Consider the following 18,211-nt stretch of genomic DNA (forward strand, 5'->3'; position numbering starts at 1 on the left):
CACACCGTGTTTTCGCGAACTCACACTGCCTGCCCGCGTGCCCTCAATGACAGCTTCAGCTGTCGCGCCCGGACCGACGGTGTCACACATCGGGTGGCTGCCCGGTCCAGTAGGGAGACCCATCCGATGCGGTGCCGTGGTGAGAAAGGTGGATCATGAGGGTTTCCCGTCGCCGAAGACCAGCCTCGTCGGCGCACTTCGGCTTCGACGAGGCGGCGTCGAGCAGGCCGCCCGCCGACCCGGCGTCGGCCGGATTGAGCGCCCTTCCCCGGCCCGTGGCCGTGGTGGTGGGCGCCGGTGGCGTGCTCGGAGCGGCGCATGTCGGTGTCGGATACGCGTTGGAGCAGCGCGGATTCGTCCCCGACCTGATCATCGGAACCTCGGTGGGCGCCCTCAACGGGGCCATCGCGGCCGCCCACCCCGACCGGGCCGCGCCATGGCTGGACCACGTGTGGACCCAGTTGCGTCGCCGTGAGGTGTATCCGCTTGGCTACCTGTCCTCAAGGGCCGGCATCTTCACCGATCGCGGCCTGCGTCGGCTGATCGCGCGGGCTGGGCTGCCCTCACGGATCGAGCAGTTGGCGGTCCCGTTCACCGCGGTGGCCATGGACCTGGCCACCGGGGATCCGGTGCTGCTCGACCACGGAGACCTCGAGTCCGCGCTGCTGGCCAGCGCGGCCATTCCCGGGATGCTGCCCCCCGTGGATCGCGAGGGTCGGACGCTCGTCGACGGCGGGGTGATCGCCTATGTCCCGGTGCTGGCCGCCCAGCAGGCCGGGGCGGCCAGTGTGGTGGTGGTCGCGGCCGGGCCGGAGAGCTCGCCGTTGCGCCCCGCCGATCCGCGCCGACGGGCCGGTGCGGTCGCCGCGCGGGCCGGGCTCCTGCTGTTGCACCACCAGATCGAGCGTGATCTGCGCGAGGTGTCCCGGAACATTCCGACCGTCGTGCTGCCGACCGGCATCGAGACGTGGCCCGCCCCGTGGGACTTCGGCCATTCCCAGCGGCTGATCAGCACCGCCTGCCGCGCGGCGGGGCGCTTTCTGGACGGGCTGAGCATCAACGGGCCGGGGCTGTATCGAGCCGATGATCCTTCGGCGCCGTCCCCCGGCCCGGGCGAGGCGTCAACCTGTTCCACAGTGGGAGTCGACCTGTGAGTACCATCGCGTTCCTCAACATCGGCATGCACGGGCACGTCAACCCGACGCTGCCGGTGGTGGCCGAGCTCGTTCGGCGCGGCCACGCTGTCACCTACCACACCTCGCCCGCGTTCCGTGCGGAGATCGAGGCCACCGGCGCGACCGTGCGCCTCTACCCCGGGGGCGATCAGCCGCTCCCCGATCCGCCCACGCCGGTCACCTGGATGGAGGCGCTCGCGAGCACCGCTGTGCGTTTGCTGCCCGCGGTGCTCACCGATCTGCGCCGCGACCGACCCGACCTGATCGTCCACGACAGTGCCTGTCTGTGGGGCGCGGTCGCCGCCCGCGAGCTGGGGGTGCCGGCGGCCTCGTCGTTCACCACGTTCGCCCTCAACCGACATGTCCCCAGCCCTACCCGTGGCTCCTGGGACCTTCTGACCACGGCAACGGCTCAGCTCCGCGACGTCCGGGGCTACGCGCGGGCTCGCTGGAGACTGCACCGCCGCTTCGACGCGCGTGGGTTGCCCGTGCTCGACTTGGCGAACATCCGCCAGCCGGTCAACCTGGTCTACACCTCACGGGCGTTCCAGCCCGCCGTCGAGGACTTCGACGAGTCGTACCGGTTCGTCGGCCCGAGCATCGGCGCCCGACCGGCCGACCCGTCGTTCCCGGCCGGTCGGTTGCAGGACCCGGTCCTGTACGCCTCGCTGGGCACGGTCTTCAACGCCGACCCACAGTTGCTGCGCAGCCTTGCCACCGCGCTCGCCCCGTTGGGCGGCACCGTGGTCGTCTCCACCGGGCAGACCGATCCCGACACACTCGGGCCACTGCCTTCGAACGTGCTCGCCCGCCGCTTCGTGCCACAGCCGGAGGTGCTGGCCCGCGCGGCGCTGTTCGTCACCCATGGCGGGATGAACAGTGTCAACGAGGCCATGTACGCCGGGGTTCCGCTGCTGGTGATCCCGCAGGGCGCCGACCAGCCGATGGTGGCCCGGCGCGTCGTCGAGCTCGGCGCCGGCCTGTCGATGCCCACCCAGGACGTCGCCAGGGGCTCGGTGCGTGTCCTCGCCCGGCGCCTCCTTCACGAGCCCGGGTTCCGAGCGGCCGCGAGCACCCTGCGGACGTCCCAGCGCGAGGCGGGTGGATATGGGCGCGCCGCGGACGAACTCGAGCGGTACCTGCGGACGGCGGGCCCGGTCGGTCCGCAGACTGCGTCGCTCCGTCACAGCGAGGCCGAGTGATGTCACCCGCCGTCGTCGTCCTGCTCCTGCTCGCCGGGGTGTCGGAGACCGCCGGGCGCATCCTGCCGCTGGTAGCGCGCAGGCCTGGTATGTCGCGGACCTTCGTGGCGGGGTTGCTGCTGCCCGCCGGCCTCGTCGAGGGGGTGGTGTTCGCGCTGTGGCCGCTGACCGCGTGGACGCTGGCCGAGTCGGTCCTCCCCTCTCCGCCACCGGGCACCGGCTTGGTGTGGACACCGGGCCTGGTAGCCCCGCTGGTGCTCGCCGCCGTGCTCGCCTTCCCGTTGCTCGGGCCCCTGCTCCACTTCTTGCTCTTCGTGGGGGTCGGGGCCGGACTGGTCGGCCCGCTGGCCGCGGCGAGCGGACTGGACCGGCCCAGCGCCGCTGGTTGCGTCGCCGTCGCCGGGACCGGGCTCGGTCTCGCCGTAGAGGCCGTTCGGCGTCTTGTCGTGAGGATCAGCGCGAACGCGGCGCGGGAGTCGATCGCGTGAACGCCATCCTGCTCTGGGGCGGCGTGATCGGGCCTGCTCTGCTGGCTGAGGCTCTGCTGGCCCGCTACGAGGTTCTTGCCTACGGCGCCGGCTGGCGGGCCCCGGTCACCGAGCTCCCGGAGGGCGTTCCCTACGCCCGGGGCGCGGCCCCCGACAGTCCCCCCGATGCCTACCTGGTCTACCTCGACGGCATCGGCAAACGCCGCGTCCTGGACAGCCGCGACGGTGGCCAACTGGTCAAGGCCCTGATCGCCGGAGCGCCGGAACTACGGGTGCTGGGACAGGTGCAGCCCTACTCGCCGCTGGCCGACCCCCTTGCCGACCGGCCGGTGTGGGCGTGGCTGCGCCGCCGCATCGGGCTGCTGCTCTTCCTGCACAACGTCGTGCAGACCTTCGTCGCCGCCGACCACCGCTACCGCCCCCTGTACAACCGGGCCGTCGGCTCCCAGATCGCCACCCAGCTCCGGCTCGCCGGCTACCGGCCCGACAGCGGTACACCCGTGGTGCTGCTCAGCTACAGCGGCGGCGCCCAGGTCGCCACCGGTGCGGTCGGAGAGCTGCACACCCAATTGCGCTGCCCGCTCCTGCTGATCACGCTCGGTGGCTTCCACAACGGCGCCAACGACCTCACCCACGCCGAGCACTTGCATCAGCTCACCAGCGCGAGTGACCGGATCGAGCGGGTCGGCACCTGGATCTTCCCGCAGCGCTGGCGGCTGTTCCGGCGTAGTGGATGGAACCGGGCCGTTCGGGCCGGGAAGATCACCGTGCACCGGCTCGACCCGGCCACGCACGTCGGGCCGCGCAGTTACATCAGCCCGACGGCTCGGCTGCCCGACGGCCGCAGCCACCTCGACCGCACCGCCGACACCGTGATCGCGGCCATCCGCGCCCTTCTCCGTGCGACCGCGGCGCCAGGCAAACCGTCGCTTTGAGGAGCCCGGCCAGGGTGCGGGGCGTAGAGCCCGCCACGCTCGGCGACGGAGCCGGGTGGCTGAGGGATCGCGGGCCGCGGATCTCCCGGTGTTCGTCTCCTTCTTGGAGGACGAGCCGACCCGCGCTGATCGCCGTCTCCCGGGTCGGCCTGCCTCAGGAGGCGGCTGCCGAAGCCTTCCCCGACGGGCGGCCGCCCCGGGAGCAGACGACGGCGGCGGCAGGTCAGGTGCCGGCTTTCGCCTGGTGGGCGCCGGCCCGGTCGCCGTCGAGTTCGGCGACCAGGTGGCGCAGGACGGGGCCGTACTCCGGGTGGGCGAGGGCGAACGCCATCTGGGCGACCATGTAGTCGTCCGGGTTGCCGGTGTCGTACCAACGGCCCTGGATGACCTGCCCGTACACCGCGCGGGTGGCGGCGTAGGCATTGATGGCGTGGGTCAGGTAGACCTCGCCGGACCGGTGCTCGTACCAACGGCGGGTCTGCTCACGCAGTTCGTCGATGATGCCGGGGGTGATGACGTAGCCGCCGATGGCCGCGTACGACGACGGTGCGGCAGCGGGCTCGGTTCGTTGTCTCTCGAAGTGAAGACCGCGTGAGTCATGCTGGTGTGACAGATGTCGTCACTCGTGTGACACCTCCCGCTCAGTGTCACAACGATGGTGTGAGTCCTGTCGTATGGAGTGCACATACACGGGGTCGCAGACCCCTCGACGGGAAGGACCAGGATGAGAGTCGTTGTCGCAGGGGCCACAGGGCTGATCGGCGCCAGGACGGTTGCCGGACTCCGTGACCATGGTGTGGACGTCGTGCCCGTCTCACGCCGCCATGGTGTCGACGTGATCACGGGCAGCGGTCTCGACGAGGCCTTGCGCGGTGCCGCGGTGGTGGTGGACGTCACCGACGCGCCCACCCGCACCGAGGAAGCCGGCCTGCGGTTCTTCCGCATCGCGACGGCCAACCTCCTGGCCGCGGCGGTCTCGGCCGGCGTCGAGCATCACGTGGTCCTGTCGGTGGCGGGAGCCGGGCGGCTGCGGTCGGGCTACTTCCTTGCGAAAGAGTTGCAGGAGTATCAGTCAGGGCAGTCCTCGATCCCTCATTCGATCGTGCGTGCCGCGCTCTCCTTCGAGTCCCTCGAGGCCATGGCTGTGGCGGACACCCGCCCGGACGGGGTCCACGTCGCGCCCGCGCTGATCCGACCCCTGGCGACGAACGACGTCGCCGCCGCCGTCGCGCATGTCGCCGTGGGACTGCCTCTGTTGGGCACGCTCGAGGTGGCCGGTCCCGAGGAGTACCGCCTCGACGACCTCACGGCGAAGCTCCTCGCCGCGAAGGGCGACGCCAGAAGTGTCGTCACCGATGTGCGCGCCAGGCTCCTGGCCGCCGAAGTGGGGAGGCGCGCGCTTCTGCCCGGACCGGGCGCACACATCGGTCACACGACCTTCGGCGCGTGGCTCGCGCAGCGCTGACGCGCGCGGGCACGGCGCGGTGGCCCGCGCACATCCCGTCCGGACGGCCGCCGAGGCGCGCTCATGGCCGTGGCCGTGGCCGCCGTCCGCCTGCTCCTCCCGCGCCTCGCCGAAGGGCCACGGGTGCCCCAGGGCTGCCTGAGCCGGCCGAAGCGGGGCGGCGAGACGGTCGAGGCCGACACGCCTCTGCTCGAGGTCTGTGTCGACGAGGGGGGCACCGGGATCCCCTCACCGGTCTCCGGCGTGCCGCTGGAGCCCGGTGAGGGCGGGGACGAGACCGCCGAGGCCGGCGCCGGGCAGGATTGTTTCGGCCGTCACGTGGAGTAGCTCGCACCACACAGGTTGTGCCGGAGCCCGTCCTGCTCACACGACCACCGCAGGCGCACCTGTCCGGAAACGTATTATTATACCGGCCGGAGTGCGCTGAAATGGGAGCTGCCATGGCGAGGAGCGGTTCAAGAGCCGGACTCCTCGGCAGGGACAACGAATGCCGGGCTCTCGAGGACCTCCTGACAGGTGTCAGGGCTGGGCGCAGCGGGGTCCTGGTTCTGCGCGGTGAGGCGGGGATCGGGAAGACCGCACTGCTGAGATACCTCCTCGATCGTGCGGAATGCCGCACGGTCAGGGTTGCCGGCGTCCAGTCCGAGATGGAGCTCTCCTATGCCGGCCTGCACCAGCTCTGCGCTCCTCTGCTGGTCGGCCTCGACCATTTGCCCGAGCCTCAACACGACGCCCTCGGCACTGCGTTCGGGCTCCGGGCCAGCCATGCGCCCGACCGGTTCCTCGTGGGCCTGGCCACTCTGAGCCTCCTGGCCGACGCCGGAGGGAACGAGCCGTTGGTCTGCCTCGTCGACGACGCCCAGTGGCTGGATCGCGCGTCGGCACTGACCTTGGAGTTCGTCGCCCGCCGGCTGCTCGCGGAATCGGTCGTGCTCGTCTTCGCCCTCCGCGAGCCCAGTGCCGACGAGGTCCTCGGCAGCCTTCCCGCGCTGACCGTCACGGGGCTGACCGAGCGCGACTCCCGAACACTCCTCGACTCGGTCGTCACCGGACCGCTCGACCAGCGGGTGCGCGACCGCATCGTCGCCGAGTCGCGCGGTAACCCGCTGGCTCTGCTCGAGCTGCCTCGCGGGTTGCCCGCGGCGGAGCTGGCCGGCGGCTTCGGGCGTCCGGACGCGTCCCCCTTGTCGAGTCAGATCGAGCAGGGATTCCTCCGCCGCGTTCAGTCGCTTCCGGCCGAGACGCGACGTCTGCTGTTCACCGCGGCCGCCGAGCCGGTCGGCGATGTGACGTTGTTGCGGCGTGCGGCCGAGCGGCTGGGTATCGACGCCGACGCAGCCGCGTCGCACGCCGACGCGGCGGAGCTGATCACCCTCGGCACCCGGGTACGGTTCCGGCACCCGCTGGTGCGCTCGGCGGCCTATCGCGCGGCCGGCCCGAGCGACCGGCGAGAGGTGCACAAGGCGCTGGCCGACGCCACCGACGCCCAGCTCGATCCCGATCGTCGGGCCTGGCATCTGGCCGGCGCGGCCTCGGGACCCGACGAGATGGTGGCTGCCGAGTTGGAGCGCTCCGCGGGCCGGGCGCAGGCGCGCGGCGGCATCGCGGCGGCGGCCGCGTTCCTCCAGCGCGCGGCCACGCTGACGCAGGATCCTGCCCGACGCGCGCATCGCGCGGTGGATGCCGCACAGGCCAAGCTCCAAGCCGGGGCGTTCGAGCCGGCGGCTGCCCTCCTTGCCACAGCGGAGGCCGGGCCCCTCGATGAGCGCGGGCGCGCGCGGATCGACGTGCTGCATGCCCAGATCGCGTTCGCCCAGAACCGCGGCAGTGAGGCTCCCCCGCTGCTGCTCGCCGCCGCTCGCCGGTTCGGGCGGCTCGACGTCGCACTCGCCCGTGAGACCTACTTGGACGCCATCGCGGCGGCGATATTCGCCGGCCGCCTGGCGCGCGGCCCAGGCCTGCGGGAGGTGGGCGAGGCTGCCCGCGGCGCGCCGCCGTCGCAGCTTCCGCGGGTGCCCGACATGCTGCTGGATGCCCTCGCCGTGCGTCTCACCGACGGCTATTCGGCTGCGGCGCCGATGATGAAACGAGTCCTCAAAGCGTTCTGTGACGAGGAGATCCCCGCTCAGGAGGCGCGGCGCTGGCTCTGGCTGGCGTCGGTCCTTGCCGCGGATCTGTGGGACGACGAGCGCTGGCACGTGGTCGCGACCCGTCACGTGGCGATCACCCGTGAGGCCGGCGCGCTCAGTGAGCTCCCCGATGCGCTCGATTCCCGCGCCGCCATGCACCTCTTCGCCGGGGAGCTGTCGGCGGCCGCGTCGCTGGTCGAGGAGGTCAAAACCGTGTGTGCGGCGACCGGGAGCAACCCGGTGCGCGTCGGGCCGCTCGGCTTGCCTGTCTGGCGCGGCCGCGAGCGCGAGGCCCGCACGCTGATCGACGCGATATTGAGCGAGGCCGTGCCGCGTGGCCAGGGGGCCGCCGTCACCGTCGCCCACTGGTACCACGCGGTGCTCTGCAACGGTCGCGGCCGATACGCGGAGGCACTGGTCGCGGCGCAGGAGGCAGCCGCCCACCAAAGGGAGTTCAGCACGCCGCGAAGGGCCTTGATCGAGCTGATCGAGGCGGCCGCACGGAGCGGCTCACCCGCTCTGGCGAGCGACGCGCTCCAGCAGCTCTCGGAGACGACACAAGCCAGTGGCACCGACTGGGCACTGGGCGTGGAAGCGCGCTCGCGGGCGCTCCTGAGCGAGGGCGATCGCGCGGAGCAGCTCTACCGTGAGGCGATCGAGCGGCTCGCGCGCACCCGGGTCCGCCTCGAACTCGCCCGCGCACAGCTCCTGTACGGCGAGTGGCTGCGCCGCGAGAACCGCCGTGTCGACGCCCGTGCCCAACTTGGCGTCGCACACGAGATGTTCAGTCAGATGGGGGCCGAGGCGTTCGCCGAACGCGCGCGAAGCGAGCTGCAGGCCACGGGAGCGAAGGTGCGCAGACACACTGTCGCCACGCCCGCGGCCCTCACCCCCCAGGAAGCGCAGATCGCTCGTCTCGCCGGCGAAGGGCTCACGAACCCCGAGATCGGCGCCCGGTTGTTCCTCAGCCCCCACACGGTCGAATGGCACCTCCGCAAGGTGTTCTCGAAGCTCGGCATCTCCTCCCGCAAGGAGATCCACACCACGCAGCTCGAAGGCGAGGCGACCTCCGCCTAGGAGCGAGTGCTGTCTGCGGGGCCTGCTGCTCGACGGGCGGCGCAGGTCGGTTCAGCCGATGGCCGAGCGGCTGCCGGAAGGGAACACGCAGGCTCTGCGGCAGTTCGTGAGCCAGTCGGCGTGGGATCTTTCCAGGGTCAACCGGGGAGGGGACACCTTCACGTCCCGGTGCGGCGGTGTCTACGGTTTGTGGGTTACCCAGAGTATTTCTGCCGGCCAGCGGTATGCCCAGTCGGGCGGGTCGGTCTGGTTGTAGCCGTTGGCTGTTCCGGGTTCGGGCCGCGGCTCGATGAGGTCGTCGATGACGAGACCCGCGCCGCGCAGGACCCTGATCCAGTCGCCGTAGGTGAGCTGATAGCTGACCGCGCCCTGGTCTTCAGCGATGGTGTCCAGCCCGAAGTAGTCCTGGTGCAGCGTCGTGGTCGCGCGGGCGGCGGCTTCGTCGTAGCAGGCTTCGAACCATGGGCTGGCGACGTTGAACACCAGGCGCCCACCGCGGCGCAGGATGCGTGCGGCCTGCGGGACGGCCAGGTGCGGGGGCGCCCAGCTGAGCCCGCCGTAGTCACAGAACACCAGGTCGAAGCTGTCGGCGGCGAACGGGAGGTGTTCGGCGGCGCCTTGCACCAGCGGGTAGCGGGCCGCTCCCATCGCGCTCGCTGCCGCGGCGAGCTGGGCTTCGGACAGGTCGAACCCGACCACGGTGGCGCCCTCGGCGGCGAGCGCCCTGGACCACTGGCCGGCGCCGCAGCCGAGTTCGAGGACCCGCTTGCCGGTGACGTCGCCCAGGGCGTGCAGGTGCGCGTCGGGGATGGCGTACGTGCCCCACAGCCGGGGCGTTGCGCCGATCTGCGGGTCGTGCTCGTGCTGGTAGGCGCTGCTGATCTGGTTCCAGAACCGCCGGTTGGCAGAAATGCTGTCCACGCGCCGACTCAAGCACTGCCTTGCGGGGGCGGTCAACACGGTTGTGGCGCGACCGGGAAGGTTCACCGGTTCACGGGTGCCCTGTCCGGCCGGCGAGGCGATCGGGGGTGGGATCGATCGACCGATCCAGCGTCAGGAGACGAACCCCGGCCCATCGCCGGGCGCTGTCCTGTGCACCGTCTCCTGACCTCACGAGCCGCAGCCGATCGCGGTGACGGCTCCTGAAGCGGCAGGGCAAGCTCCGGCGACTCCCAGCGCCTGTGGCTTGTACTACGTTGTGGACGAGTCCTCCGACACGATCCACGCGGCGCGCACGGCTGCTGTCCGGCGCGCCGGCAGTGACGGTTGCGTACGTCGGGCAGCGGCGCGTCCGTGTCAGTGCCGGTGTTCGCCGGTGATCTCCTTGTACTCCCGCGCGGTCGGCTTGGTTATCTGCGTGCCTTCGCCGTAGAAGCTGCGACTGAGTCTGGCACGCAGGAGCTGCGCAAGGCGCGATCCCGTATCCGGTCCTCCCCCGTTGCCCGAAGGGCCGGGACCGATCGGCTTGTACTGCTCGTGTTGTGTGAGAACGCGCAGTTGTTCCTGGCTGAGCGGCTCGTGCACCTCGACGAACTCGCCGTGCGGCAAACGCTTGATCATGCCGGTCTCGCGGCCGTGCAGCACTTTGTCGCGGTCTTGGCGTTGGAGCCCGAGCGCGCACCGCTTCGTCACGGCGTAAGCGGTGACGGGCACGGCGAAGAGACCGACGCGAACCGCCCACGTCACTGATTCGACCGAGACATGGAAGCGGATGGCGATGATGTCGTTCGCGGCGCCCATCAGCGCCACCAGATAGAAACTGATCCATGCGACACCACATGCCGTTCGCACCGGTCGGTTGCGCGGACGGTCGAGAAGGTGCTGATCGCGGTCGTCATCGGTCACCCAGGACTCGATGAACGGGTATGCGCCCATGGCAAGGAGGAGACCGACGCCGGCCGTGAGCGGGATCAGGTTGTCCAGAGCCAGGGTGTGGCCCCAGAAGTCGATCTCCCAGCCGGGCATGACCCGCAGCAGCCCGTCGGCTATGCCCATGTACCAGTCGGGTTGCGATCCGGCGGAAACCTGGTCGGCACGGTAGGGGCCGTACACCCACACAGGGTTGATCTGTGCGATGGAAGCGATGACGAAGATGACACCGGCGACGAGGAAGAAGAACCCCGCGGACTTCACGGCGCGCACTTTGGGCGGCAGACCCACCACCTTCTTGTCGCTCCGGCCCGGACCTGGATATTGCGTGTGTCGGTGACGAAGGACCAGGAAGAGATGGACGACAAGCAGTCCCACCATCAGGGCAGGAATGAGCAGAACGTGGATGGTATTGAAGCGCGCCACCAGATCGTTTCCTGGGAACTCACCTCCGAAGAGGAACATGGAGAGGTAGGTTCCGACGATCGGGACGGAGAGGATCGTTCCGTTCACGACCGCGAGTCCGGTTCCGGACAGGAGGTCGTCCGGGAGGTCGTATCCCGTCAGCCCTCCGAACATTCCGAGGACCAGCAGCAGGAAACCGAAAACCCAGTTGAGCTCGCGAGGCCTACGGAAGGCGCCAGTGAAGAACACGCGCATCATGTGGACGAGCACGGCGGCGACAAAGACCAGTGCCGCCCAGTGGTGGGCCTGCCGGATCAACAGGCCGCCACGGACGTCGAACGATATGTGCATGGTCGAGTTGAACGCCTCCGACACCAGTTGCCCCTGTAGCGGCGCGTAGCTGCCCTGATACTCCACTTCCTTCATGGACGGGTGGAAGTAGAACGTCAGATAGACACCCGTGACGACGATGATGAGGAAGCTGTAGAGGCAGATCTCTCCCAGCATGAACGACCAATGGTCCGGAAAGGCTCTTCGCGATTTCGCCCTGAGCGGGTTGTGGAGGCCCAGGCGGCCGCCGGCCCATTCGGCAACCCTTTCGCCCTTGGTCACTCCGCGCACATCGTTTTCCTGGCTGCCGTCACCCATCCCTACCACCATTCATGATTCGTTCACGGGGCCCGGCCCGGACGGCCCCGCCCGCGTCGTTCACAGCACGTCCTGGGCGGTGTGCGCCCCATCCGGACCGAGCGGCACGGGGACGGCAGGTCGACCGTCGCCGCCGCGGGCTCATGGACTGCTTCCACCCGTATGACCGGGTACGACGCACGGCTGTGACACGTCTCCCGGTGAGAAGGCATCGGCGTGCTGCGCATCCTCGTCACACTGTTTGACTACGGTCGGCGACGGAACGCATCGTGCGGTGTGTCATGGCAGGTGTAGCCTGTCCCGGGCCGGATGTTGTGAACGCCCTGACACCGGGCGGTCTCAGGACCCGGCCACGGGCTCAGCCGCGGGTGCCGGGACCGTCACGCCACCGTGCCGATCCTGATTCTGGCCGTCCGTCGGGCCTCGAGTCGCCTGATCGCACGACGTTCGCTCTCCGTGGTGCCGCCCCAGATGCCCTCCACCTGCTCCACCCGCACGGCCCAGTCGAGGCACTGCTCCATGACGGGGCAACGGCCGCAGATCGCCTTGGCTTCCTCGATCTGTTCGAGCGTCGGCCCGCTGTGTCCTATCGGGAAGAACAGATCGGGATCTTCCACGTGCAGGCAAGCTGCCCGTTCGCGCCAGTACATGACATGGTCTCCTCGTTCAACAACCATGGGAGAACCTCCAAGATTCGCCGTTCGGCGTGGAGGCCCCGGAACGCGGTCATGGTCCTTCCGGTCCCGGTGAGGGGTACCGGGGCTGTCAGATGAGACCGGGCAACCGGCCCATGTGTGACATACAGCCGCGTTCCGCAGGGCGCGGCGGCGCCCTCACCCTCGTGATCACTGAGGCTGGTGTCACAAGATCCGCGTGAACACGGTCTAACGGATTGAGCCGAGAAACACGTGAGGTGTGGTGCGCGAGAGCTGAGCCATCGACTGTTCTCACCCCCCTTCGGGAGCAGGGGCACGGAAGGTGGCACCCCGCCCGGGCAGAGGGAGGATGCCGTATGGATCACGCTGACGCGGTGCCGATCGCCGAGTTGTTCGAGGAACGTCGGTATCTGCTGGATGTCGCCTCCTGGATGCTGGGCACTCCCGGTGAGGCGGAACGTGTTGTCGATGAGGCCTACCGTCGGTGGTACGGGCAGTCAGAGGCGGCACGTGGGCTGATCACGGCGCCGCGGGCCTGGCTCGCGGAGACCGCGGGCGGGATCTGTCTGAGCCGACTCGCCCTCCCCGACCGGGGTTCGGCCCTCCGGGGGAAGGGCTCCCCCATCGAGGCGGGCGACGCCGAGGAGGCGCAGGCATCGCCGGCGGAGGAGGTGAGCCGGGTTCTGCTGGACGCGCCGGACTCCCTGTCACCGGCCGAACGGGCGGCGTTCGTACTCCATGACGTCTTCGGGATGAGCGCCGACACGGTCGCCGACATCGTGGGACGCACCGAGCCGGAGTGCGCCGAACTCACCGACAGGGCCCGCCGCTGCCTCCGGCTGCAGCGCTCACACCCCACGACACCGCAAGAGCACGACGCGCTCACCCGCACCGTCCGCCGGGCCTGCCTGACCCAGGACGCCTGCCTCCTGGCCTCGGCTCTGTGCCCCGACGCCACCGCGTTCTTCGACGGCGGCGGCAAAGTCAGGGCGCTGACCGGGCCCGTCCACGGCAGCCGGTCCGTCGCCCACAGCCTGCTGACACTCCTGGCCGGCCGCCCCCGCACCACCCTGACCACCCACTCCGTCAACGGCCGCACCGGCCTCGTCGCCCGCTACGACCACCAGGTCGCCTCCGTCATCAGCCTCGACATCGCCGACCACCACGTCACCCAGGTGTGGGTCACCCTCAACCCCGACAAACTGCGCCCCTGGAACCAACCCCCGCGCCCGGTGGCAACAGATCCGGCCAAAGCCCGTCCCAGCGGGACGACGGCCGGTCCTGATCACCTGTGAGAGGCGCTGTCGAAGGCGTGGAGCACACAGCGGTTGGCCGCCGATCCTCCGGTGGCGGCCCGGTGGACCGGTCGGCGGGTGTGCGGCGCCCACTCGCCGTGCGGGCCCTCACACTGCCACCGTCGCACGCCCGCCGATGCCGGGCGGAAAGGCAGTGGAGAAGCGGGAACGTGAAGCGGTGAACGCGGCGATCTTGCTCGGGTTGAACACCCACATCACCTGGTGGATGCCCTCCTTGGAGGCGGCGATGTGCAGCAACGCGATGGGCTCGCCGTGCCGGTGGAGCAGCGCACCCGTACGGCCGTTGGCGTCGACCAACCCGACGTCCACGTCCGGCCACAGTCGCCGATAGACCGCCAGTCGAGCGACGCGTGCACGGCCCAGCACCGGTATACGAGCGCAGGCCCGCATGCCGTTGCCGTCGGACAGACTGACGGCATCGGGGGCGAGAAGGGCTTCCAACGAAGCCACGTTCCCCGTTCGAGCCGCTGAGACGAAGGCGTTCAGAAGCCGCGTGTGCTCCGCGGTGTCCACGCTCTCGCGCTGCTCGTCCGACAGGTGCTTGCGGGCACGGCTCACGATCTTCCGCACATTGACGAGGCTGAGCCGGAGGATCTCAGCGATCTCGGGATAGGCGTAGTCGAAGGCCTCGCGCAGTACGTATGCCGCCCGCTCTGTGGGACTCAGCCTCTCCAACACCAGCAGCAGGGCCATTTCCAGGGCTTCCGCGCGCTGCGCGCCCACCTCCGGGTCCGAGCTCGTGTCGACGGGCTCGGGCAGCCATGGCCCGATGTAGGTCTCCCGGCGCGCCCGCGCCGATTGTGCGACGTTGATGGCCAAGCGCGTCGTGGCACTCGACAGGAAGGCCACCGGGCTCACCACCGCGGAGCGGTCGGTCTTCTGCCACCGCAACCACACTTCCTGGACCACGTCCTCCGCCTCGACCGCACTGCCGAGCACGCGGTAGGCGATTCCGAAGAGACGTCTCCGGTGCTGGACGAAGACAGAGACAGCCTCTTCGAGGTCGCCTGCCATAGGGGACGGTTCGAGGTGCATGATCGTGAGGTCTCCGTTTCTCCGGTTGCGGCTGCCAAGGGGCGCAACCACACTGCTTCCGCGTGGTTGCGGGCGCTCCGACCAACGGCACGGCCTGTTCGGGTACTGCAGCAACTCTGGTCACTGAAAGTCACGTCCGACCCCATCGCATGTGCTTCATAGACCGGGCGGGGCTCGCTCCTGTGACAGAAACCGGAGCAGAAAGGTGTCGTGGGCCATCGTTGGGGAGTCGGCCTCCGGAAAACACACTGTTGTCGTGTGCGCGCGGGCCCGAATCTCATCCGACCCTGCCGCTGCCAGTGTGTTCCGGCAGCCCGAGGCCGCCCTGCTCGAGGTCAGCCTCCGACGCACTGTGTCCGCCGCGCCGCGCATCTGACGTGACCGTGCGATGCGGAATGCCCACTGACAGCTTGCATATGATGTCAGAGGGAACCCGTGTCCGCGTTCGGACCGAGCGTCACCGCACGTGAGCCGGGGCGCTGCGGCGAGGGTTGAGGATGAGAGGAACACATGGTCTCTGTAGCCCGCACAGCGCACAACATCGAGATCACCGCTGAGAGCCTTCAAGGAGACCTGGCCCGCCTGCAGGTCCAGAAGCAGTCGCTGGAAAGGGAACTGGCCGCGGTCGTGGCACATCTCGGCTCGGTGCAGCGGGCCCTCGGCGCTCTCGAAGCCGTGATGCTCGATCCTGCCGCTGCGTTGACGGGTACGGCCGGTGCTTCGGCCGCGCGGCAGGACCAGACCGCGGCCACCGCCGGACCGCGGACCGACAGTGCCTCCGCCGAGCCCGCGGACACGGCGGCGAAGGCGACTGCACCGCGGCGGAAAGCCAAGGGGGGCAAGGGCACGGCACGTACTGTCGCCGCCGGCTCCGGCCCGCACGGGCAGAAGGCGTACGGCCGGCTCACCGAGCAGATCATGGCGTACTTCGCCGAAGTCGGCGATGTCGACGTGCGGGCCCGTGATGTCGCCGCGGCTCTCGGCCGTGACACCGACAGCGGAAGCATCAACGGCATCCGCAGCACCCTTGACCGCATGGTCGGCGCCTCCCGCGTCCAACGGACCGGCCGGGGCCTCTACCGCGCCAACCGTTAGGGCGGCGCTGTCGGTGTGCCGGCGCTGTGCCCGCGTCTGAACCCGGTCGGTCGCCGTGTCGGGGCTGTTTCGAAGGCGGTGCGCAGCGCCGCGGCCACCAGGACCGGCCCGCTTTCGGAACCTGCCTCGGCGGTCGCGGCGGACACTGCGGACGCGCCGACGCGGTGGGCCCGCTCGGCTTCGCTCCGCCGACGGGAGTGGGGATCGGGCACGGCGGGTTCCCGGACTCCCAGGCGCATCACACCAGCGACGACGCCGCGCTCGCCGCTCGCGACACCGGCCCGCACGTCGATCGGTGGCCGGCGTCCGCGGCAAGGACCCGTTCCAACTGTGCGAGGTCGCCGGACTGCGCTGCTACCAAGAACGCCTGGACGAGCCGCCGATGCGCGACCGAATCCACGGGCTGCCTGCGTCGGTTCTGAGCGAGCCGCTCCTGGGCACGGCTGACCTGCTGCCTCGTATTGGCGACGCTGAGACCCAGGATCTCGGAAATCCGGCTGTGCGGGTAGCCGAAGCCCTCTCGCAGGACATACGCGGCACGTTGCCTCGGCGTCAGCGCTGCCATCAGCAGGAGAACCGCTCGCTCTACGGCGTCCTGCCGCTCGGCCGCTGCCTCCGGGGTCGTACGAGTGTCCAGCAGTTCCGGAAGCCAAGGACTGGCGCAGGATTCTCGACGCCTCCAGGCGGACTGGACGACGTTGATCGCCAGCCGGACAGTCGTCGTCCTGAGCAGCGCCGGCGGGTTCGAGACGACCGTACGATCTGTGCCCTGCCACCGAAGCCATGCCTCTTGGATGACGTCTTCGGCCTCGCTCGCGTTCCCGACGATTCGGTTGGCGATCTTGAGCAGTCCGGGTCTGGCACGGTTGAACACCGCCATCGCGTCGTCCAGGTCACCGATCGTCGGGGTGGCCGTGGTACCCGCCGTCTCCCGACCTTGCCTTGCTTCGACGAGGTGTGCGTCCACGATCGGCTCCTGTGCTCCGTGGGTCAGAGGCTCGATGGCCGCTGACAACGAACGTCGCACCGGGGGGCAGCCGATCGCACCCTGGAAGGCCGTGGGCGGCTTCGTGGTCGTGCCGTGGTCGGTCCGTGGCCCAAGCTGCCAGAGCCGCCCTGACCAGCAGCGATACGGGACAGGCGAGTGAACCGCCCGCGCGGCGTCCAGCTCACTCGCCCGCACACGCACACGCACACGCACACGCACACGCACACCGGCAAGGTCGCCGCCCTCTGCTCGACTCGCCGGCGGCGTGGTGCAGGTGGATCCGGGCCCGTCGCGTGTCACATCCGCGCGGCCTACGTGGTCTATGGGGTGACGGACGACAAAGCAGAGGGAACCATGCGAGAGATTCTGATCGTCGGCGGCGGCTACGCGGGCTTCTATACCGCATGGGGCCTGCAGAAGAAGCTGCGGGCGGGCGAGGCGCGGGTCACGGTCGTCGACCCGCGCCCGTACATGACCTATCAGCCCTTCCTGCCGGAGGTGGCGGCCGGCTCGGTGGAGGCGCGTCACGCCGTCGTCTCACTGCGGCGGCATCTGAGTCGTACCCGGCTGATCGCGGGGACCGTGACCGCGATCCGGGACGCGGACCGCACAGTGACCGTCCGCCCGGTGCGCGGAGACGCCTACGAGCTGCGCTACGACGTCCTCGTGGTCACCGCGGGCGCCGTGACCCGCACCTTCCCCATCCCCGGACTGGCGCAGCGGGCCATCGGCCTCAAGCACGTGGAGGAGGCCGTGGCGATCCGGGACCGGCTGATGACCGCGTTCGACCAGGCCGCGTCGCTGCCGCCCGGCCCCGAGCGGCGAAAGCTGCTCACCGTCACGTTCGTGGGAGGCGGGTTCTCCGGCGTCGAGGGCTTCGGTGAGCTGCTGTCCCTGGCGACATCCATGCTCAGGTCGTATCCGGAGCTGACCATGGACGAAGTGTCCTTCCACCTGGTCGAGGCCCGGGGCCGCATCCTGCCCGAGGTGAGCGACAGACCGGGTGCGTGGGTGGTGCGCCACCTGGAACGTCGTGGCGCGCATGTCCACCTGAACACGCAACTGCTGTCCGCCGAGGACGGCCACGTCGTCCTCTCCGACGGCCAGGAGTACGACTCCACGCTGATCGTCTGGGCCGCCGGCAACGCCTCGAACCCGGTCGTGCACAACCACACGGACCTGCCGGTCGACGAGCGCGGGCTGCTCCTGGTCCGCGCCGATCTGCGCGTGGGCACGGACAGCGAGCCGGTGCCGAACGTGTGGGCGGCCGGGGACGACGCGTCCATTCCCGACCTGGCCTCGCCGGTGCCGGGCGCACGCACGGTACCGAACGCCCAGCACGCCGTGCGGCAGGGTCGGCGCCTCGCCAAGAACCTCGTGGCCGACCTGCGCGGGAAGCGAGTCCGGAACTACCGCCACAGCAGCCTGGGCGTGGTGGCGACGCTGGGCCTCGGGCGGGGCGTCTTCCAGTACAAGGGCATCGTCATCAAGGGATTCCCGGCATGGCTGATGCACCGCGGCTATCACGTGCTGGCGGTGCCCAGCTGGGAGCGGAAGATCCGCGTTCTGGCGGTCTGGCTCACGGCGGCTCTCACCGGTCGGGATCTCGTGTCTCTCGCCTCCGTGCAGCACCCGCGGGACGCCTTCGTCACGAGTGGGCGGACTCAGGGCCCGGGTGCCGGCCGTACGAAGGAAGGCAGCACGCCATGACCATGTGGAGTTCTCGTT

15 protein-coding genes and 2 pseudogenes are annotated in these 18,211 nt (G+C 70.0%); 11 read left to right on the forward strand and 6 right to left on the reverse strand.

The window, feature by feature from the left end; translation table 11 throughout:
- Positions 1-155 precede the first annotated feature (155 nt).
- Genes ACIRPU_RS18840 through ACIRPU_RS18855 form a run of 4 tightly spaced genes read left to right on the forward strand, consistent with a single transcriptional unit; the run spans position 156 to position 3,800 of the window.
- Positions 156-1,154 carry a patatin-like phospholipase family protein gene (locus tag ACIRPU_RS18840; RefSeq protein ID WP_403868286.1) on the forward strand — a complete coding sequence of 333 codons (999 nt, stop codon included), beginning with the start codon at positions 156-158 and terminating at the stop codon, positions 1,152-1,154.
- Positions 1,151-2,377, forward strand: a complete 1,227-nt coding sequence (locus tag ACIRPU_RS18845; protein ID WP_403868289.1) for a macrolide family glycosyltransferase — start codon at positions 1,151-1,153, stop codon at positions 2,375-2,377. Before ACIRPU_RS18840 ends, ACIRPU_RS18845 begins: the two co-directional genes overlap by 4 nt.
- Positions 2,377-2,865 (forward strand): hypothetical protein, encoded by a 489-nt coding sequence (locus tag ACIRPU_RS18850; protein WP_403868292.1) that lies wholly within the window; start codon positions 2,377-2,379, stop codon positions 2,863-2,865. The genes ACIRPU_RS18845 and ACIRPU_RS18850 overlap by 1 nt, the downstream gene beginning before the upstream one ends.
- A complete protein-coding gene (locus ACIRPU_RS18855; RefSeq protein WP_403868295.1) occupies positions 2,862-3,800 on the forward strand; it encodes a hypothetical protein in 939 nt (312 codons plus the stop codon). Before ACIRPU_RS18850 ends, ACIRPU_RS18855 begins: the two co-directional genes overlap by 4 nt.
- A gap of 223 nt (positions 3,801-4,023) precedes the next feature.
- Here ACIRPU_RS18855 and ACIRPU_RS18860 read toward each other — a convergent pair.
- Positions 4,024-4,371: pseudogene (locus ACIRPU_RS18860) on the reverse strand (sugar phosphate nucleotidyltransferase); the annotation flags it as partial.
- 153 nt (positions 4,372-4,524) lie between these two features.
- Between ACIRPU_RS18860 and ACIRPU_RS18865 the strand changes: the two are divergent.
- From ACIRPU_RS18865 to ACIRPU_RS18880, 4 genes and pseudogenes are all read left to right on the forward strand, one after another.
- Positions 4,525-5,265 (forward strand): SDR family oxidoreductase, encoded by a 741-nt coding sequence (locus ACIRPU_RS18865; RefSeq protein ID WP_403868298.1) that lies wholly within the window; start codon positions 4,525-4,527, stop codon positions 5,263-5,265.
- Positions 5,266-5,328: 63 nt separating this feature from the next.
- Positions 5,329-5,592 (forward strand): hypothetical protein, encoded by a 264-nt coding sequence (locus ACIRPU_RS18870; RefSeq protein WP_403868301.1) that lies wholly within the window; start codon positions 5,329-5,331, stop codon positions 5,590-5,592.
- Between the two features lie 113 nt (positions 5,593-5,705).
- Positions 5,706-8,471 (forward strand): ATP-binding protein, encoded by a 2,766-nt coding sequence (locus ACIRPU_RS18875; protein WP_403868304.1) that lies wholly within the window; start codon positions 5,706-5,708, stop codon positions 8,469-8,471.
- Positions 8,470-8,616 (forward strand): annotated as a pseudogene (locus tag ACIRPU_RS18880) (transposase); the annotation flags it as partial. The gene ACIRPU_RS18875 and the pseudogene ACIRPU_RS18880, both read left to right, overlap by 2 nt.
- A 35-nt stretch (positions 8,617-8,651) precedes the next feature.
- Here ACIRPU_RS18880 and ACIRPU_RS18885 read toward each other — a convergent pair.
- From ACIRPU_RS18885 to ACIRPU_RS18895, 3 genes are all read right to left on the reverse strand, one after another.
- On the reverse strand, positions 8,652-9,392 hold the full coding sequence (locus tag ACIRPU_RS18885) for a class I SAM-dependent methyltransferase (RefSeq protein WP_403868307.1): 741 nt from the start codon (positions 9,390-9,392) through the stop codon (positions 8,652-8,654).
- Positions 9,393-9,767: 375 nt separating this feature from the next.
- Entirely contained in the window at positions 9,768-11,393 is a 1,626-nt protein-coding gene (locus ACIRPU_RS18890; RefSeq protein ID WP_403868309.1) for a cytochrome bc complex cytochrome b subunit, read from the reverse strand.
- A gap of 380 nt (positions 11,394-11,773) precedes the next feature.
- On the reverse strand, positions 11,774-12,043 hold the full coding sequence (locus ACIRPU_RS18895; RefSeq protein ID WP_403868312.1) for a WhiB family transcriptional regulator: 270 nt from the start codon (positions 12,041-12,043) through the stop codon (positions 11,774-11,776).
- 362 nt (positions 12,044-12,405) lie between these two features.
- On the opposite strand from ACIRPU_RS18895, the gene ACIRPU_RS18900 reads away from it, so the two are divergent.
- Positions 12,406-13,344 (forward strand): sigma factor-like helix-turn-helix DNA-binding protein, encoded by a 939-nt coding sequence (locus ACIRPU_RS18900; RefSeq protein WP_403868315.1) that lies wholly within the window; start codon positions 12,406-12,408, stop codon positions 13,342-13,344.
- A 108-nt stretch (positions 13,345-13,452) separates the two neighbouring features.
- Here the strand turns inward: ACIRPU_RS18900 and ACIRPU_RS18905 are convergent, their stop codons facing one another.
- The gene (locus ACIRPU_RS18905) at positions 13,453-14,379 is read right to left on the reverse strand and encodes an RNA polymerase sigma-70 factor (RefSeq protein WP_403868318.1); all 927 of its coding nucleotides are present in this window, start codon (positions 14,377-14,379) and stop codon (positions 13,453-13,455) included.
- A 531-nt stretch (positions 14,380-14,910) separates the two neighbouring features.
- Here ACIRPU_RS18905 and ACIRPU_RS18910 point away from each other — a divergent pair.
- Positions 14,911-15,495 carry a hypothetical protein gene (locus ACIRPU_RS18910; RefSeq protein ID WP_403868321.1) on the forward strand — a complete coding sequence of 195 codons (585 nt, stop codon included), beginning with the start codon at positions 14,911-14,913 and terminating at the stop codon, positions 15,493-15,495.
- Between the two features lie 238 nt (positions 15,496-15,733).
- On the opposite strand, the gene ACIRPU_RS18915 is transcribed toward ACIRPU_RS18910, so the two are convergent.
- Entirely contained in the window at positions 15,734-16,462 is a 729-nt protein-coding gene (locus ACIRPU_RS18915) for a sigma-70 family RNA polymerase sigma factor (RefSeq protein WP_403868324.1), read from the reverse strand.
- A 375-nt stretch (positions 16,463-16,837) separates the two neighbouring features.
- On the opposite strand from ACIRPU_RS18915, the gene ACIRPU_RS18920 reads away from it, so the two are divergent.
- Positions 16,838-18,193 carry an NAD(P)/FAD-dependent oxidoreductase gene (locus ACIRPU_RS18920; RefSeq protein WP_403868327.1) on the forward strand — a complete coding sequence of 452 codons (1,356 nt, stop codon included), beginning with the start codon at positions 16,838-16,840 and terminating at the stop codon, positions 18,191-18,193.
- Positions 18,194-18,211 lie beyond the last annotated feature (18 nt).

Source organism: Streptomyces sp. NPDC102259 (assembly GCF_044766465.1).
Lineage (GTDB): Bacteria > Actinomycetota > Actinomycetes > Streptomycetales > Streptomycetaceae > Streptomyces.

Bases quoted from the DNA above. Each gene is read 5' to 3' on its own strand.
- ACIRPU_RS18840 (WP_403868286.1), top strand. From the start codon at position 156: ATGAGGGTTTCCCGTCGCCGAAGACCAGCCTCGTCGGCGCACTTCGGC.
- ACIRPU_RS18850 (WP_403868292.1), top strand. From the start codon at position 2,377: ATGTCACCCGCCGTCGTCGTCCTGCTCCTGCTCGCCGGGGTGTCGGAG.
- ACIRPU_RS18865 (WP_403868298.1), top strand. From the start codon at position 4,525: ATGAGAGTCGTTGTCGCAGGGGCCACAGGGCTGATCGGCGCCAGGACG.
- ACIRPU_RS18870 (WP_403868301.1), top strand. From the start codon at position 5,329: ATGGCCGTGGCCGTGGCCGCCGTCCGCCTGCTCCTCCCGCGCCTCGCC.
- ACIRPU_RS18875 (WP_403868304.1), top strand. From the start codon at position 5,706: ATGGCGAGGAGCGGTTCAAGAGCCGGACTCCTCGGCAGGGACAACGAA.
- ACIRPU_RS18890 (WP_403868309.1), bottom strand. From the start codon at position 11,393: ATGGGTGACGGCAGCCAGGAAAACGATGTGCGCGGAGTGACCAAGGGC.
- ACIRPU_RS18895 (WP_403868312.1), bottom strand. From the start codon at position 12,043: ATGTACTGGCGCGAACGGGCAGCTTGCCTGCACGTGGAAGATCCCGAT.
- ACIRPU_RS18900 (WP_403868315.1), top strand. From the start codon at position 12,406: ATGGATCACGCTGACGCGGTGCCGATCGCCGAGTTGTTCGAGGAACGT.
- ACIRPU_RS18905 (WP_403868318.1), bottom strand. From the start codon at position 14,379: ATGGCAGGCGACCTCGAAGAGGCTGTCTCTGTCTTCGTCCAGCACCGG.
- ACIRPU_RS18910 (WP_403868321.1), top strand. From the start codon at position 14,911: ATGGTCTCTGTAGCCCGCACAGCGCACAACATCGAGATCACCGCTGAG.
- ACIRPU_RS18920 (WP_403868327.1), top strand. From the start codon at position 16,838: ATGCGAGAGATTCTGATCGTCGGCGGCGGCTACGCGGGCTTCTATACC.